This window comes from Carnobacterium sp. GW821-FHT04C06, assembly GCF_059420345.1.
The window spans coordinates 473,117-489,819 of record NZ_JBWKTN010000001.1 but is presented as its reverse complement, the minus strand read 5'-3'; the positions used below and the strand labels follow the sequence as shown (position 1 = coordinate 489,819).

Here is a 16,703-nt window from a genome sequence, read left to right as displayed (position 1 = left end):
GTACTGTTTTATCTTGAGGGACGCAATCCTTTCTGAAAAAAAATTGAAGTTTCCTTGGAAATGTCAGAACACGAAGAAGACTAAAATCAATAGAAAACACCTGTTAATGAAATATTTTGTCAGCGTAACGGCTTTTTTTATGTTATAATATTAAGGATGCAAAACAGCACCAAGAGAAAAGAGGCGAAAAAATGGAACATACTTTTGAAAAATTTGGCTTACAACCATTTTTAATAGACGCAATCAACGAGATTGGCTTCAAGGAAGCGACTGAAGTTCAAGAAAAATTGATCCCTGCCATCATGAAAGGCGAAAGTGTTATCGGACAATCTCAAACTGGAACAGGAAAAACCCATACTTTTTTACTTCCATTATTCAATAAAATTGATCCTTTAAAAGCAGAAGTTCAAGTAGTTATTACCACACCAAGTCGTGAGTTAGCTGAACAAATTTATCAAGCAGCGTTGCAACTTGCAAAACACGCACCGGAAAAAATTATTGTTCAAAGTTTCGTAGGTGGAACAGACAAGAAACGTCAAATGACTAAATTAAATGGTACACAACCACATATTGTCATTGGAACACCAGGACGTATTTTGGATATGGTAAACGAAAATGCTTTATTGATTCATACAGCGCCAGTTTTAGTTATTGATGAAGCGGATATGACGCTAGATATGGGATTTTTAGAAGATGTCGATCAAATTGCAGGACGCTTGCCAAACAACCTACAAATGCTTGTTTTTTCAGCAACAATCCCACAAAACTTAAAACCTTTCTTAAAAAAATACATGGAAAATCCTCATTACGAACATATTCAACCGAAATCAATTATTTCACCAACAATTGACAACTGGTTGATTTCAACTAAAGGCAGAGACCGTGTAGATGTTGTTTATCAACTATTAACAACAGGAACACCTTATCTAGCCATTGTTTTTGCAAATACGAAACAAAAAGTAGACGAATTAGCAGATGGTCTAAAATCAAGAGGCTTAAAAGTTGCTAAAATCCATGGGGACATTCAACCTCGTGAAAGAAAACGTGTAATGAAACAAGTTCAAAACCTTGATTACCAATTTGTAGTAGCAACGGATTTAGCTGCTCGTGGTATTGATATCGAAGGCGTTTCACATGTCATTAATGCTGAAATTCCTCGTGATTTAGATTTCTTTATTCACCGCGTTGGCAGAACAGGACGTAATGGTATGAATGGGACTGCGATTACTTTATACGCACCAAGTGATGAAGCTCTTGTAGCGGATATTGAAAAAATTGGTGTTGAGTTTTCACCTAAAACGATTAAAAATGGCGAAATTATTGATACTTACGATCGTAACCGTCGTACAACTCGTGAAAAAACATCAAAAGATGTCTTAGATCCTTCCTTAAAAGGAATTGTGAAAAAATCGAAGAAAAAAGTAAAACCAGGCTATAAAAAGAAAATTGGCCGTGTCATTAAAGAAAGTAACGAGAAAAAACGTCGTGTTGAACGTCGTAGTCAAGCTAGAGCAATCAAAAAAGCAAATAAGAAAAAATAATAGTGCGACAAAAAACTCCTTATCAATTAAGATAAGGAGTTTTTTTAACTGTTTTTTGGAATCGACTTAATTGCATAATAATAAAAGAATAAAGTTACAATCAATCCAATTTGCGTTTGAAATGGTGGAAACAATCCAAAGCTATTTAAGAAAGCAAAAAAGAGTGTTGGGAGAGTCGATGCAAACAATGCAATCGACCAATTGGCAGCAAAAGTCATCGTTCTTCTAGCTAATAAACAAAGCAGATTCGCAAAAATCGTATACAATAAAGTATTAATCAACGTTTCTATAATCGCAGCTACAAGGAGCATAAAGATTGTAAACCCAATAATAAAACCGTGTAGCATTGAAAAGATACCCATTAAATCGCCATAATCACTGTTTTTTAAGCCTGCTAATTCACTGTATTTAAAATTATAAGAATTAACCGCACTCTTAAAATAGAACCGATCTTTTAACAAAGCCAAACTAGAAACTGATCCAATCGCGTGCTGGTCCACATCTTTTTCACTTTGTTCACCATTTGGATCAAAAGTAAAAATTAACGAATTGGTTTGATAAATAAAGCTTTTTTCAGCATCCTTTGTTTTTAAAACACCCTCTTCAATTTTAAACTCAGGAATTTTAGTCGAGACTTTTTGAAAATCATTCAAGACGTTAACTCCTTGAATAATGGATGGAATAGCTGTGATTAAAGCAAGGAATAGTAAATACAAAAAGACTTTGCTTTTTTTTAATGACACCGCCTCACTTAATTTCTCTGGTTTGGTTAAAGAAGCAATAAATAATGTTATAACTTGAATTGGAATCACTCCTTTTTTTATTTTGTATGAAAAGTATCAACTAAACTAAAACAAATCATCCTCTCTATTTTAAACGTTTCACTAAAGAAACTCAATAGCCAGTAAACGTTCATAAAGTGTTCATAAATAAAAAAAAGAAAAATTTTGTAAGCAGATACTTTGAAATTTGAATCGAGAGGTGGTAGAGTAGAAATGTAGTCGTCAAAAGGATTACATACAAAAATAAATTTATTGGGGGACCTACAATATGACTTATCAATTACCAGAATTACCATATGCATATGATGCATTAACGCCTTATATCGATGAAGAAACAATGCACTTACATCACGACAAACACCACAATACCTACGTAACCAACCTAAATGCAGCGATTGAAAAACATCCTGAATTAGGTAGCAAAACAATAGAAGAACTAATGAGCAATTTAGATGCAATTCCTGAAGATATCCGTACAGCTGTAAGAAACAATGGTGGTGGACATGTAAACCATACTTTCTTCTGGGAAATTTTAGCTCCAAACGCTGGTGGTGTTCCAACTGGCGAAGTTAAAGAAGCAATTGATGCTACTTTTGGTAGCTTTGATAAATTCAAAGAAGAATTCGCAGCAGCAGCAACAACTCGTTTTGGTTCTGGCTGGGCTTGGTTAGTATTAGATGGCGGAAAATTATCAATCATCTCAACTCCAAATCAAGACTCACCATTATCAGAAGGCAAAACACCAATTTTAGGCTTAGATGTATGGGAACATGCTTACTACCTAAACTACAAAAATGTTCGTCCTGAATATATTAAAGCATTCTGGAACATTGTAAATTGGGATGAAGTTGCAAAACGTTACGCAGCAGCTAAATAATAACAAAAAAGACTCTTTGCTTTTTAAAAGCAAAGAGTCTTTTTTTATTATTCTACTATACATCCTAAAGCGCCAGCGATAACAATCGATTGCTCTGGATTAATCTTACAGCCACGAAGCAATTCAATTGAAAGATTGATTTTTTCAAAGGAAGAGGTGCTTAAGTTTAATCCTTTTAAATTCGTCTGCATCAAATTAACGCCTGTTAAATCACAAGCATTAAACGTTAAGTGCAACCATTTAATATTGAAAAAATCACTTTCAATCAAATGCATATCAGTAAACGAGACCCGTTTTAAAGAGGCATAACTAAAAGAACTGTAATTTGCCTGACAGTCTTTAAAAGTGGTATCTAAAATAGAAGACTCAGCAAAATTAACGCCGACAATTTTAGAATCAAGAAAAGCACACCGATGTAAAATGCCCCCAATCATTTCAGTATTGCTTAAATTGCACTTGATAAATTCCACATCCAGCAATTCAAGTTGATGAAAATGGCAGTCACTAAAGGTCACATTCACAAACTGAACAGATTGAAAACAGACTTTCTCAAGATCCTTACCTGTCAAAGTACAATTTTTAAAGAGGCAATTTTCATAAAAAGCCTCATCTTCAATCAACTCAAAAGTTTCTTCTCTAAGATCAACTGGAAAGCGGGGTGGTTCTATTTTTTGTATTTTCATAAAAGAAACTCCTTTAAAGTCAAAAATGTTTATGGCGCTTCCCTCTGTGAAAGAGCCAATTTGTTAACACAAGTAGAATAAGTGAGATGAAGGAAATAAGCAAACCTATTTTAAAATAAGGTGTTTGATAAGAAATGTCTATTTTGTGAGTTCCTTTTGTGATAGGAACCGCAAGCAAACTGTTTAGAACTTTAGTGGTCGAAACAGTTTTTCCATCAATTGAAACACGCCAACCTTTGCTGTAAGGGATAGTCGTCATTAAAATCTTATTTTCATCCGTAATGGTGGCTGTCCCTTTAAAATAAGTATTGCCGAACTTTTCAATGTTTAATTCATTTTCTTTTAAATTCGTTACAATCTTTTCGAAGGCTGTTGTGTCAAAATGATACAACTGAAATTGTTCCAACCAGAGACTTTCTTTTTTCAGCTCAACTGTAATCGTGACGGTTTGACCTTTTTGTTGATTGGCAACATTTAAAATTAATGTATCGCGATAGGTTTTATATTGTGATAATTTCTTCCCGTTTAGATAAAAAGTAGCATCTTCTTCTTTAACGCTGGGTCCTAAAGTTAGATAATAAGCATCATTGGTTTGAGGGGTGAACTGGAAATCAACCGTTGCTTTATTATTGGCAATTTGTTTGAAAAAAGTAGGATTTGGATACTGATTGTTAGGCGTAATATTTTGATAAACAGTACTATTAAACGCAATGGGTGTGAAATAACGTTTTTTTTCATTTGGACTGAGAGCCCTTAAAATATTTTCTTGTAACTGAATCGGCTGATTGGTCAATTCTTTCACTTTTAAAATATCTTTATCGACACCATAGGCGATTGATAAGGCATTTTGATTTTTAAAGGTGGTCATTCTGTCTGTATTCGTTAATTTGCTGTAGCTTCTTAAATCGGGTTTCGTGGCCATGATAGTCAATTGCAATTGTGTTAAGTTTGTCGGATTATTTTTTTGTGTTAACTCAGTTACTTTATTTTTAGCAAGTGGGGTTTGGCCTGTGGCTGGATCAACTAAATCATCCTGACTTTTTTCATATAACGCATTATTTTCCGCTACATAGTATTTGATTCCAAATAGAGCATCTGTTGCTAAGGTAGCATTAGAATAGGCAATAAAACCATTTCCAACTGGAAATCCTAAATTACCAAATAACGTTGGCACTTCCTTTTCGAAAGTTGAACTAAAATGAGTGACACTTGGATAATCAAATTGAAAGCTATCATTTTTAGAACGTAAAAACGTTTTTTCAACTCGGTAGAATCCGTCATCTTTTTCTTTGATATGATCGATAACAGGAGCAAACTCCCTTCGATACTCTAAAAATTCACTATTGGAAACATAACTCAATCTAGATAAATCTAATTGCGCATTGATGCCCATTTCGACGGCACTTACTAAAAATAAAAGAAACGGTAGCCAAAGAGTATACTTAGGTTTTACAATCAATAAGAATGTCACGATGGCAATAAATAAAGACGTTAAAATAATCTGCTCATGATAAACAAAATCAAAAGGATGCTTAAGCATATAAAAAGCAGCAACGGTTGTGCTAACTACAACTAGTAACATACCGGGAATTGAAAGACGTTCTAATTTGATAAAGGCGCGATAACCATTTAAAATCATAAAAAAACATAATACAAAAGAAAAACGATACGGATACCAAATTGGATATTGAAAACCATGCCAAACAATATTAAAAGCTTTTAAGTCCATTGAAACGACTAAAAAGAGAACAATTAAGAAAGCCATCAAACGCTCTCGAATCGGAAAGGCACGACTAAACAGAAAGGAAACAAAGCAAATTAATGCTAAACTGCCAATAAATAAATTGGGATACCCATCAGGCATTTGGTCAAAATTAAAGGCACCAATGTATAATTTTGAAATCATTTCTTGAATTGGAAAAGCAAATTTCCATTCAAAAGAAAAGTCACTATAACTGGCCTTGCTATCTAACAAAGCATGAAATGTTGGTACAAGTAGGATACTAGCTAATCCGCCTCCTAATAAAGAATGCCAACTAAATCGAGCCAATTGTTTACTTAAAAAAATCACTTTCTCTTTCACCGTCGTTTTTGATGGAAATTGGATAGCCGTTAAACGGAAGATAAAATACAAAATACTGAACAAGCAAATCATATAAGCAATATAATAATTAGCAATTAACATGAGAGCTAAAAATACCGTATAAAAAAGTCCGCGCTTTTCAAAAACCAATTTTTCAATTCCTAAAATAACAAGCGGCAAGAAAATTAATCCATCTAACCACATAATGTTTAATTGGTTGACAATCGTATAGCCCATCAAGGCATAAGAAGTTGAAAAAGTTGCAAGATAAAGTCCCTTTCCATTAAAAGCTTTCTTTAACAAAATCCCAAAACTAAGTCCAGCTAAACTGATTTTAGTTAATGTGAGAACGGTAATTCCTAGTGTAATCAAGCGAGCTGGAAACAGCAACAAGATTAAATTAAAAGGACTTGTTAAGTAATAAGCCCAGAGACCAATCATATCGCCTCCAATCGCTTTTGAAAAAGAATAAAAGAAACTTGTTGGATCTCCTAACAATGTATTGCGATAATAGGTATAAAAATCAACATATTGTTGACCTAAATCGACTGTTAATAAAGAACTGTCCCCAAATGGGAACACACCTTGAGCTAAATAAATTAAAAATAAAATAAAGCACGGAACGCCGCCTGCTAAAATAAGGGGCCAGTTATTGTGTAAAATTTTTTTAAAAAAGACAGTCATTCACAAATCACTCCAGTAACAATTTCTAATTTTTTATAAAGAATCGATTGTTTCTATTACTAAAAAGGGGTTCTTGTAATAGAATAGCATATATATAGTAGGAAATTAATTAAAAATTTACTTATTAATTGGTTAAACTTGTTCAAGTTTGGTACAATAATAGAAGTGTAATCTAACAACAGGAAGGTGTACAAGTGATTATTAATCAAAAGAAAAAGATCGATAAAAAGAAAAAAAATAAATCTCATATTCCTTTCCGACTAAATTTGTTATTTTTTGTCGTGTTTTTATTATTTGCTTCATTAATATTAAGACTAGGCTATTTACAAATAGTACGTGGAGAAGAGTTTGAAACGCAAGTAAAACGAACTGAGACAACAACAGCCACTGGAACAGTACCTCGAGGAATGATTTATGACAGTCAAAATCGTCAGCTTGTAGGCAACAAACCGTTACAGGCAATTACCTATACAAGAGGGGCCCAAGTAAGCGGAGCAGATATGGCTAAAATTGCTAAAAATTTAGCGAAGTATATTACGATGGATACCTCTGATTTAAAAGAACGCGATTTAAAAGATTATTTTGCGGCAACAAATGAGAAAAAATTAAATGATCGTTTATCCAAAAAAGAAACCCAATTAAAAGGTGGGGAGTTGTATGATGTTCAACTATCTAAAATCACACCTGAAGAAATTCAATTTGATGAAGCTGAACGTCAAGTAGCTGCTATTTTTAAAAAGATGAATGGAGCCTATGCTCTAACAACAACCTACATCAAAAGTAAAGACGTGACTGATCAAGAAATTGCTGAAATTAGTGAAAACTTAATGAGTCTACCAGGTGTTGATACTTCAACTGACTGGGATCGTATCTATCCTCAAGGAGACATGTTACGCAGTGTCCTTGGAAGTGTTACAACTGAAAAAACTGGACTGCCAAGCGATCAAGCAAGTGCAATGCTAGCAAAAGGTTACGCGCGGAATGATCGTGTTGGAAACAGTTATTTAGAAAAACAATACGAAGAAGTATTAAGTGGTTCCAAATCAAAATCTGAAACCAAAACCAATAATAGTGGCGATATTATTGATACGGCATCTAAATATGAAGGAGCCAAAGGCGACAATTTAGTGTTAACGATCGATATTGATTTTCAAAAGAAATTAGAAGACATTACGAAAAAACAATTAGCTTCAATTAGAAGTGGCCTTGTTGATCGAATGTATGTTGTTGCAACCAATCCTAAAACAGGTGAACTATTAGGAATGACGGGTCAAAAATACAACTACGAAACAAAAGAGATTGAAGATGACGCTTTAGGAGCTATGAATACTCAGTATACAATGGGTTCATCTGTTAAAGGTGCCACTGTATTGGCTGGATACATGGATAAGGTGATTTCTTTAGACAATAATGTAATGGTCGATCGTCCTTTAAAATTTAAAAACACACCAGCTAAAAGTTCTTGGTTCAACCGAAGTGGAGCGATTTCAATGAACGATGAAACAGCCCTAGAAGTGTCTTCAAACTCCTACATGATGCAATTAGCAATGCGAATGGGTGGTCAAAACAGCTATACTCCTGAAGGCACGTTAGATATCGATAAAGATAAAGTATTTACTAAACTAAGAGGGTATTATGCACAATTTGGTTTAGGTGTTCCAACAGGAATTGATTTGCCAGGTGAAGCATTGGGTTACCCAGGTCCAACGAGCAATCCAGGGTTAGCGCTCGATTTTGCTTTTGGTCAATTTGATACCTATACACCACTTCAATTAAATCAATACATTTCCACTATTGCTAACGGCGGAAGCCGGATTGCACCACATGTTGTAAAAGAAATTCGAGGAACAGATGAGAATGGTAATATTGGTGCTATTCAAACAGAGATTCAACCTCGAGTATTAAATACGGTGAACGTGGGTACAGAAGAAATGAAACGCGTGCAAACCGGAATGTATAACGTAGTACATGGTGGGAATTCAAACGGAACAGGGAAACTTTTAGCCAGTGCACCTTACAGCATATCTGCAAAAACAGGGACAGCAGAAGCATTCTACGATGGGCCACTTGAGGCTTCAAAAGGCGAATCAGTTTTCAACTTAACCTTAGTTGGCTACGCTCCTTCGAATGACCCAGAAATTGCGATTGCTGTTGTTGTACCCTATCTACCTTACAATACAACTTCAAAAGTGAATATAAATACCGCTAGAGAAGTATTTGATGCCTATTTTGAAGGGAAAGATAAGTAGTAAGTAGTCAAACAGCCAGTTGATTTTAAATCAACTGGCTGTTTATTTACATTATTTCCTAAACAGTTTTAAACATGCTATGATACACACAATTAAATCATTAAAGGGAGCGTTCAAATATGACGGAATCAGTTATGACAAAAGAAGTTTTATCCAAATCCTTAATAGAGTTATGTCATTATAAACGTTTTGAAAAAATTACTATTTCGGATATTACACAACGTTGTAAATTAAATCGTCAAACTTTTTATTATCATTTTTCTGATAAATTTGATTTATTAGGTTGGACGTATCAACATACTGCTATTCATTATTTAAAGGAAAATGTGACTTTAGAAAATTGGCATGATCAAGTATTGAAAATGCTGCAGGAAATCCAAAGCAATGCGGCTTTCTATCGTAATACTGTGCAAGATGAATCAGCATTGCTAGCGAATCAATTTTCTCAACTTACCTGTGAGCTTTTTTTAGAATTATTTAGTCGTTTGGATAATGAAGAACGTGTGAGCAAAGCCGATCGACTTTTCTATGCAACATTTTTTTCATACGGATGTGGTGGGATGTTAATTGCATGGATTGTAGCAGGCTTTAAAGAAGATGCAGAAGAACTTGCGGCAAGCTTTGCTCGGTTAGCAAAAGATACTGAAAAATTAGCCTACCAACTTTATTGTGAAATTGAAAATTAACATTTAGACAATTTGTATCTATTGTCCATAAATACGACAGATTGTTTTTTTTGTTTAAGGTGAAGCGTTTTCTATTGAGCTATACTAACAGTATGAAAGTCAATAGGAGGAATGTTTTATGAATAAGAAACAACTGGGATTGTTAGCAGCAGGAGCAACCGCTATTGGAAGTATGTACGGAGTTAAAAAGTTAAATCAGTTAAAATCAGAAAAAAGTAAAGCGATTGATGAAGAAATTGAAGCACGTTATTATGGCGATCAACAAGTCTATTTGATAGGTGGAGGAATTGGAAGTTTAGCAAGTGCGGCTTTTCTGATTCGAGATGCGAACTTCGAAGGAAAAAACATCCATATTATTGAAGGAATGAAGATTTTAGGTGGAAGCAACGATGGTGCAGGAAATAATGAAAAAGGCTTTATCTGTCGTGGTGGGCGAATGTTAAATGAAGAAACCTATGAAAATTTTTGGGACTTATTTAGAAGTATTCCATCCCTTGAAATGCCACATATGAGTGTGACAGAAGAAATATTAAATTTTGACCATTTACATCCAACCCATGCACAAGCAAGACTCATTGATAAAAATGCTGAAATTGTAAATGCACATAAAATGGGATTTGATAACAAGGATCGAGCAGCAATGTCTAAACTATTAGCAACACCTGAAGAAGAATTAGATGATTTATCCATTCAAGATTGGTTTGCACCTCATTTCTTTGAAACCAATTTCTGGTATATGTGGCAAACAACCTTCGCATTTCAAAAATGGAGCAGCTTATTTGAATTGCGTCGTTATATGAATCGTATGATGCTAGAATTTAGTCGCATCGACACATTAGAAGGTGTTACTAGAACGTCATACAATCAATACGAAAGTCTAATTTTACCGTTAAAAAGTTTCTTAGAAAAGCATAAAGTAGATTTTATTCTTGATAAAACGGTAACGGATATCGATTTTGTAGAAGGCAGTGACATCACAGCAACTGCTATTCACTTGACAGATGGAGAAGTGATTGAGTTAAAATCAGAAGATAAGGTGATGATGACAAATGCATGCATGACGGATAGCACGACAGAAGGAGACTATCACACCCCAGCTCCAAAAGCTGAAAAACGCCCGATATCTGGTGAGCTTTGGTATAAAATTGCTCAAAAAAAATCAAATTTAGGCAACCCAGCTCCCTTTTTCGATCATGAAGAAGAAACCAATTGGGAAAGTTTTACAGTGACTTGTAAAGGAAATGCGTTACTGAAACGCTTTGAGGAATTTTCAGGAAATATTCCAGGAAGTGGAGCGTTAATGACGTTTAAAGATTCAAACTGGCTAATGAGCATTGTGGTTGCAGCACAACCGCACTTTAAGAATCAAGATTTAACCACAACGATTTTCTGGGGATACGGATTGTACCCAGATCGAGTGGGAGATTATGTCAAAAAAACAATGCGTGAATGTACTGGAGAAGAGATTCTTTATGAATTAATTTGCCAGTTCAAATGGCAAGATGATTGGGAAAAAATCAAAGAGGATATTGTAAACGTCATTCCATGTTACATGCCATATATTGATGCTCAATTTCAACCAAGAAAAATGAGTGACCGTCCAAAAGTAGTTCCAACAGGAAGCACCAATTTCGCAATGATCAGTCAATTCGTAGAAATACCAAAAGATATGGTCTTTACAGAAGAATATTCTGTTCGAGCGGCTAAAACAGCTGTGTATACATTGTTTGATATCAATAAAGAAATTTGTCCAGTTACACCTCATAACCGTGATCCAAAAGTAGTGGCAAAAGCGGCTAAAACGATGTTTAGATAACAACAAAAAAACTGCTTGATTCTAATTAATAGTAGAATCAAGCAGTTTTTTTGATCTTATCCTAGTTACGGTGGGTGATGATTTTAGCAATTTCTTCTAAAGACATACCACTGTTTACTTCGTAAGATCCATCTCGAATATACATTTCATAATCATTTGACGTTAAGAATGTGGTGAATTCATTTGCGTCTTTAATGATGCCATTTGCAGCTAGTTGATCAACTGCAGTGCTAGTTGGGTCGCCTTGACCGATAACTAATGTATATTTTTTAACTTCATCTTTTTTCTCAGTATCTTTTGCAGGCTCTTCTTTTTTAGCAGAGCTGTCAGCAGCAGAACTATCGGTTGTTGAGCTTGAATCCGTTTTATCTGTAACTTTTTCAAGTTCAATTTTAGTTAAAAGTTCTTCGTATTTTTTCTTATAGGATTTCTCGCTCTTACTTAGGTTCTCGTCTTTGCTTTTAGCAGTTTGCTCCGTCTTACTGGTAGACGCTGCGGGTTCATAAAAAAAGAGACGATAACCTGAAAGAACTAGAGCTGAAAGCAAAAATCCTAGTGCTAAATAGCGTAATGCAGGTCTATTCATTCGTGACTCTCCCTTACTTATTTGTGCTCAACGTATTCATCGACAACAACTTGTACTGTTGCAACAGGTAATTGAGTTTGTGATGCGATGTTTTCAAGTGAAACACCTTGAGTATACAAGGTAACGACATGATTTTTTAATACATCGTGAATTTTCATTGATGTTAATGTTTCTTCTGTTGTAATGTTTAATTCATTTTCAAGAATCGCAACGCGATTTTTTAAATGATAGATATCTTGCATTAGTTGTAAAGAAAGTTCTTCAAATTCTTCTTTTACTTTTTCACCATTGTCTTTTTTGTAGAAAGACCATACAATAAGAGCAACGGAGATAATCAACAGGATAATAACGATCATCCATACATCCATTTTTTAATCACCTCTTTCATTAAACCTCATTGCATAGTGTACCATATTTAGCAGATTAATAGTGTTTTGTAAAAGAAATTTAATATAAAATTTGATAATTGACTTATTCCTAAAAGAATTAAAAATCCTTAAAAAAAGAGGCGTAAAGTAAAAATCCTTAACAAAGTGTAAAAAAAGCTAGCAAGTTGTTAAAAAAAATGATATGATATTCAAGTCCGAAGGTACCCAATTGAGTATCTTCTAAATTATGGTTTAATGCTTGGAGGGAAAGTCATGCGTGTAAACATCACATTGGAATGTACAGAGTGTAAAGAACGTAACTACCACACTAAGAAAAACAAACGTAACAATCCAGACCGTGTTGAATTCAAAAAATATTGTCCGCGCGAACGTCGTGCGACATTACATCGTGAAACAAAATAACAACAGGAATCCTGTTGTTTTTTTTGTATTTAAAAGTCATTAAATGAGATAAAGAGGAGGCACCTTTTTATGGATAAAAAAAAATTGCGAAAAATAATTTTAGCTGAACTAAACGAATTAAACTCAGAGGTAAAAAAACAAAATGAAGAACATTTACTAAGCCAATTATTTCAATCGGATTACTTTTTAAAAGCAAAAACGGTTGGATTAACATTATCGCAGAAAATTGAAATAGACACGCAACCGATTATTGAGAAATGTCACGCACTTGGGAAAAAAATGGTTATTCCACGAACGGGACCGCAAGGCAAAATGGATTTTTGTTTATATGACGCAGCTACTAGTTTAGAAACTACCCCTTTTGGAATTCTTGAACCAATGTCAACTTCACCTAGTGTGGACAAAAGGCAGATTGATTTATTGATTGTTCCTGGTGTGGCTTTTTCAATGGAGGGTTATCGTATTGGTTTTGGAGCTGGTTTTTATGATCGCTATCTAGCAGATTACCAGGGTGACACCGTTTCACTTGCACTAAAACTTCAAATAAGAAATGATTGGACTCCAGATAGTTACGATATTCCAGTCAAAAAAGTGTTCACTGAATAAACGATGGAAAAAACAAATTAGATTCGCTATAATAAAGAACAGAATCATAAGAAAAATGGGGTGGCGCTTTGACGAATCAAAAAAAGAGAACATTAAATGAACTATTAAAAAAACCGATTGTAACGTATAGTTTTTTAGCCATTCAACTTGTTGTTTTTCTATTAATGACAATTGATGGAGGCAGTGAAAGTATTGCTACTCTTATTAAATATGGAGCAAAAGAAAATATGTCTATTGCGATGGGACAATGGTGGCGCTTAGTTACACCGATGTTTGTTCATATTGGAGCACTGCATATTATCGTAAACTCTGTAACGCTGTATTACTTAGGGATACAACTGGAAGGCGTTTTTGGCCATTTTCGATTTGCTTTGATTTACCTATTAAGCGGAATTGCGGGAAATGTAGCAAGTTTTGCTTTTAACGATGCAGTTTCTGCAGGTGCAAGTACGGCTTTATTCGGTTTATTTGGGACAGCTTTGATGTTAGCTGAAACTTTTAGACACAATAGTCAAATGCAAGAAATGGCAAAAACTTTTGCTATTTTTATCGGTTTAAACTTAGTAACGGGTTTTATGTCTACCTCAGTGGATAATTCTGGTCATATTGGTGGCTTGATTGGTGGCTTTTTAATTGCTACAGCGATTTCTGTACCAAAAGCGTCAAGCGACTTGACTGTTAAACGAATTTTATCAGGAATAACCTATCTGATTGCCATCGCTTTCTTTATCGCAATCGGTTTCAAAAAAACACAAATCGGGTTATAATGTGAAGGACGTGAAGTAAAGTTATGCGAATCTTATATGATGTACAGTTATTATTAAAAAGATTTGGAATATATGTTTACGTAGGAGAGCGGTTATGGGATATTGAGATGATGTCAATCGAACTAAAAAGTTTAAAAGATTCTGGTTTGATTGAAGATGATGTCTATATACCAGCAGCTTTAGTTTTACGAAAAGAGCATCGTTTGGAAGAAGAAAAACAAAAAAATATTAGTATGGATAACTAACAACTTGGAGGAATAAAACAATGTCTAAAAAACTAATTGGAATTGATTTAGGTGGGACGACAATCAAATTTGCTATCTTAACTGTAGATGGGGATGTTCAACAAAAATGGAGCATTGAAACAGATACTACAAATGAAGGTTCAAAAATTGTCCCAAGTATTGTGGAATCGATAAATAAACATATTGCAAAATATGAAATGTCCCACAGCGATTTTATCGGAATCGGTATGGGTTCTCCTGGTACTGTTGATCGTGAATTAGGAACTGTAATTGGGGCATATAATTTAAATTGGAAGACATTGCAACAAGTCAAACAAGAAATTGAAGCGGGAACAGATATACCATTTGCTATTGATAATGATGCGAATGTTGCTGCCTTAGGAGAGCGTTGGAAAGGCGCTGGAGAGAATGGGGATGACGTGACCTTCATTACGTTAGGAACGGGTGTAGGTGGCGGAATTATTGCTGAAGGTCGGTTGCTACACGGTGTTGTTGGAGCAGCAGGTGAAATTGGGCATATTACAGTAGATCCTGGTGGTTATGATTGTACTTGTGGTAAAAAAGGTTGTTTAGAAACAGTTGCAAGTGCGACGGGTGTTGTAAGGGTAGCAAGAGATTACGCGGATGAGTTTGCTGGTGATTCTCGTTTGAAGTATTTAATTGACGACGGACAAGAAGTTACAGCTAAAACAGTTTTTGATTTAGCGAAAGATGGCGATGTTTTAGCGATTAAAATTATTGATAAAGTTTCTTACTATTTAGGGTTAGCCTGTGGAAATATTGGCAATATGCTGAATCCTTCTGATATTGTAATTGGTGGTGGTGTTTCAGCAGCTGGAGATTTTCTGTTAGAGCAAGTCCGTCATTACTTTGAAGAATTTACTTTCCCACAAGTTCGTCATAGCACGAATCTAAAATTAGCACAATTGGGTAATGATGCAGGTGTTATTGGTGCAAGTTCATTAGCAAAACAATTTCTAAAAAAATAAAGTTAAAAAATCATTGAGGAGATTTCTCAATGATTTTTTTATGTTAACAAACGGCAATGTCTAATGGCTAATAGATGCGAAAGTACATACCATATGATATACTTGAACTACATTTTTCAAAAAATATCTATGTAAAAGTAGGAGACATTGGGTGATCTATATGAGGCAAAAACAGCGATATGGCTATAAGGTTTTATTTTTGTTTCTTTTGATTAGCCTTTTTTTAGTTGGTTGTCATACTACTAAAAAAACAGATGACACAAAAAAGACTCAGCGTGAAGAAGCAGTGACTTTAAAAAAAATTCCAATTGAAACAGACAGTTTTAAAAAAGTGATTGGTTGGTTAAATAAGGATGAGGTTTTGATTCACTGTGGTTATCAATTTAAAGATGTTTTATATCGATTTAATGTCAGAACAGGGGAACTACATCTTATTTATCAGCCCAATGCATTGATTTTAATTGCTCTTTTATCACCAGATCAAACAAAAGTATTTATTCAAATAGCTCACGATAAGGACAGTGAAATTCAAATTATTAATTTATCGGGTGAAAAATTGCAGACTAAAAGGGTTGATACCATGGGATATTTAAATGTTAGTTGGAATCCTGTTTCGTTAGATCAAATCTTTTTATCTTATTATCAAAATGAGAACAAGATTGTGGTAAGCGATTGGGATATTGCAAAAAATACAACTAAAGAAGTCCCTAGTGACACGTTAAATCCTGTTTGGTATTCAGAAAATCTTTATGTATATGTTAATAATCAAAATGATTTCTTGCTAAAAAAAGGAGAGCTTTACCTAGGGGATATCCGAACAGGTGAAAGTACGCATTTAAGGAGTCAAGTTTCAGGATTTTACTTAAATCAAGACTCATTAGTGATGTTCACTCCGTCTGACTTTAATGACAATGATTTATTATTAAGTTATCAGTATCCATTTATGGTAGACAAAGGCTTTTTAGAAGTTCCAAAAATGACGATGAACGATCGATTAGTGTTTCCTTATTTGACTCAGTTAGAGCGGAAATCAGCTATCTATGGGGTTCTACCTAAAGAAACTGTTCATTTAGAATTAAAAGCTGGAAAATTTCATTTAGCTAAATTAAACTTTGACAAGCGTAAAGTTGAGTCTGTTGTTGAGTTACCAGATAATGCTCCGATTTTAATCTCGCCAGATGGAAAATCTTTGCTCTATGGATGGCGATTTGAAAATATTATCAATCTTGATAACCAAAAAATTTACTCTTTATTAAAAGATAAAGGAACGATTAAATAGAATCTTTGGTTTTTCTCAAAAAATAGGTGGTAAATTGCA

Annotated in this window: 16 protein-coding genes; 11 read left to right on the top strand and 5 right to left on the bottom strand. The window is 34.3% G+C overall.

From position 1 onward, the window contains the following. Positions 1–191: 191 nt before the first annotated feature. The gene (locus AC07SW_RS02380) at positions 192–1,541 is read left to right on the top strand and encodes a DEAD/DEAH box helicase (protein ID WP_034568979.1); all 1,350 of its coding nucleotides are present in this window, start codon (positions 192–194) and stop codon (positions 1,539–1,541) included. A gap of 44 nt (positions 1,542–1,585) precedes the next feature. Here the strand turns inward: AC07SW_RS02380 and AC07SW_RS02375 are convergent, their stop codons facing one another. Beyond that, a complete protein-coding gene (locus tag AC07SW_RS02375; protein WP_167736734.1) occupies positions 1,586–2,353 on the bottom strand; it encodes a DUF1189 domain-containing protein in 768 nt (255 codons plus the stop codon). A 238-nt stretch (positions 2,354–2,591) separates the two neighbouring features. Between AC07SW_RS02375 and AC07SW_RS02370 the strand changes: the two genes are divergently transcribed. After that, positions 2,592–3,200 carry a superoxide dismutase gene (locus AC07SW_RS02370; RefSeq protein ID WP_034568981.1) on the top strand — a complete coding sequence of 203 codons (609 nt, stop codon included), beginning with the start codon at positions 2,592–2,594 and terminating at the stop codon, positions 3,198–3,200. A gap of 47 nt (positions 3,201–3,247) precedes the next feature. Here the strand turns inward: AC07SW_RS02370 and AC07SW_RS02365 are convergent, their stop codons facing one another. Continuing rightward, positions 3,248–3,883, bottom strand: coding sequence for a pentapeptide repeat-containing protein (locus AC07SW_RS02365; RefSeq protein ID WP_135024062.1), 636 nt, complete (start codon positions 3,881–3,883; stop codon positions 3,248–3,250). Positions 3,884–3,902: 19 nt separating this feature from the next. Then, entirely contained in the window at positions 3,903–6,650 is a 2,748-nt protein-coding gene (locus tag AC07SW_RS02360; protein WP_494632168.1) for a YfhO family protein, read from the bottom strand. A 194-nt stretch (positions 6,651–6,844) separates the two neighbouring features. Here AC07SW_RS02360 and AC07SW_RS02355 point away from each other — a divergent pair, with 194 nt between their 5' ends. The 3 genes from AC07SW_RS02355 (at position 6,845) to AC07SW_RS02345 (ending at position 11,401) form a co-directional block, all read left to right on the top strand. Then, a complete protein-coding gene (locus AC07SW_RS02355; protein WP_238328694.1) occupies positions 6,845–8,899 on the top strand; it encodes a penicillin-binding transpeptidase domain-containing protein in 2,055 nt (684 codons plus the stop codon). Positions 8,900–9,018: 119 nt separating this feature from the next. Next, positions 9,019–9,585: a TetR/AcrR family transcriptional regulator C-terminal domain-containing protein gene (locus AC07SW_RS02350; protein WP_135018690.1), complete on the top strand. Its 567-nt coding sequence runs from the start codon at positions 9,019–9,021 to the stop codon at positions 9,583–9,585. 118 nt (positions 9,586–9,703) lie between these two features. After that, complete coding sequence (locus AC07SW_RS02345; RefSeq protein WP_135018689.1) at positions 9,704–11,401, top strand: oleate hydratase; 1,698 nt, start codon at positions 9,704–9,706, stop codon at positions 11,399–11,401. A gap of 61 nt (positions 11,402–11,462) precedes the next feature. On the opposite strand, the gene AC07SW_RS02340 is transcribed toward AC07SW_RS02345, so the two are convergent. Further along, positions 11,463–11,987: an MltG/YceG/YrrL family protein gene (locus AC07SW_RS02340; RefSeq protein WP_034568994.1), complete on the bottom strand. Its 525-nt coding sequence runs from the start codon at positions 11,985–11,987 to the stop codon at positions 11,463–11,465. Between the two features lie 17 nt (positions 11,988–12,004). Next, positions 12,005–12,355: a hypothetical protein gene (locus tag AC07SW_RS02335; protein WP_034568996.1), complete on the bottom strand. Its 351-nt coding sequence runs from the start codon at positions 12,353–12,355 to the stop codon at positions 12,005–12,007. Between the two features lie 273 nt (positions 12,356–12,628). Between AC07SW_RS02335 and rpmG the strand changes: the two genes are divergently transcribed. The 6 genes from rpmG (at position 12,629) to AC07SW_RS02305 (ending at position 16,664) form a co-directional block, all read left to right on the top strand. Continuing rightward, positions 12,629–12,778 (top strand): 50S ribosomal protein L33, encoded by a 150-nt coding sequence (rpmG, locus tag AC07SW_RS02330; protein WP_034568998.1) that lies wholly within the window; start codon positions 12,629–12,631, stop codon positions 12,776–12,778. A 69-nt stretch (positions 12,779–12,847) separates the two neighbouring features. Continuing rightward, positions 12,848–13,384, top strand: coding sequence for a 5-formyltetrahydrofolate cyclo-ligase (locus AC07SW_RS02325; protein WP_494632167.1), 537 nt, complete (start codon positions 12,848–12,850; stop codon positions 13,382–13,384). Between the two features lie 68 nt (positions 13,385–13,452). Further along, positions 13,453–14,151 carry a rhomboid family intramembrane serine protease gene (locus AC07SW_RS02320; protein ID WP_034569004.1) on the top strand — a complete coding sequence of 233 codons (699 nt, stop codon included), beginning with the start codon at positions 13,453–13,455 and terminating at the stop codon, positions 14,149–14,151. A gap of 23 nt (positions 14,152–14,174) precedes the next feature. Next, the gene (locus AC07SW_RS02315) at positions 14,175–14,396 is read left to right on the top strand and encodes a YqgQ family protein (protein WP_034569006.1); all 222 of its coding nucleotides are present in this window, start codon (positions 14,175–14,177) and stop codon (positions 14,394–14,396) included. A gap of 20 nt (positions 14,397–14,416) precedes the next feature. After that, positions 14,417–15,385 (top strand): ROK family glucokinase, encoded by a 969-nt coding sequence (locus tag AC07SW_RS02310; RefSeq protein ID WP_034569008.1) that lies wholly within the window; start codon positions 14,417–14,419, stop codon positions 15,383–15,385. Between the two features lie 160 nt (positions 15,386–15,545). Continuing rightward, positions 15,546–16,664, top strand: coding sequence for a YqgU-like beta propeller domain-containing protein (locus AC07SW_RS02305; protein ID WP_240309001.1), 1,119 nt, complete (start codon positions 15,546–15,548; stop codon positions 16,662–16,664). The last annotated feature ends 39 nt before the right edge of the window (positions 16,665–16,703 follow it).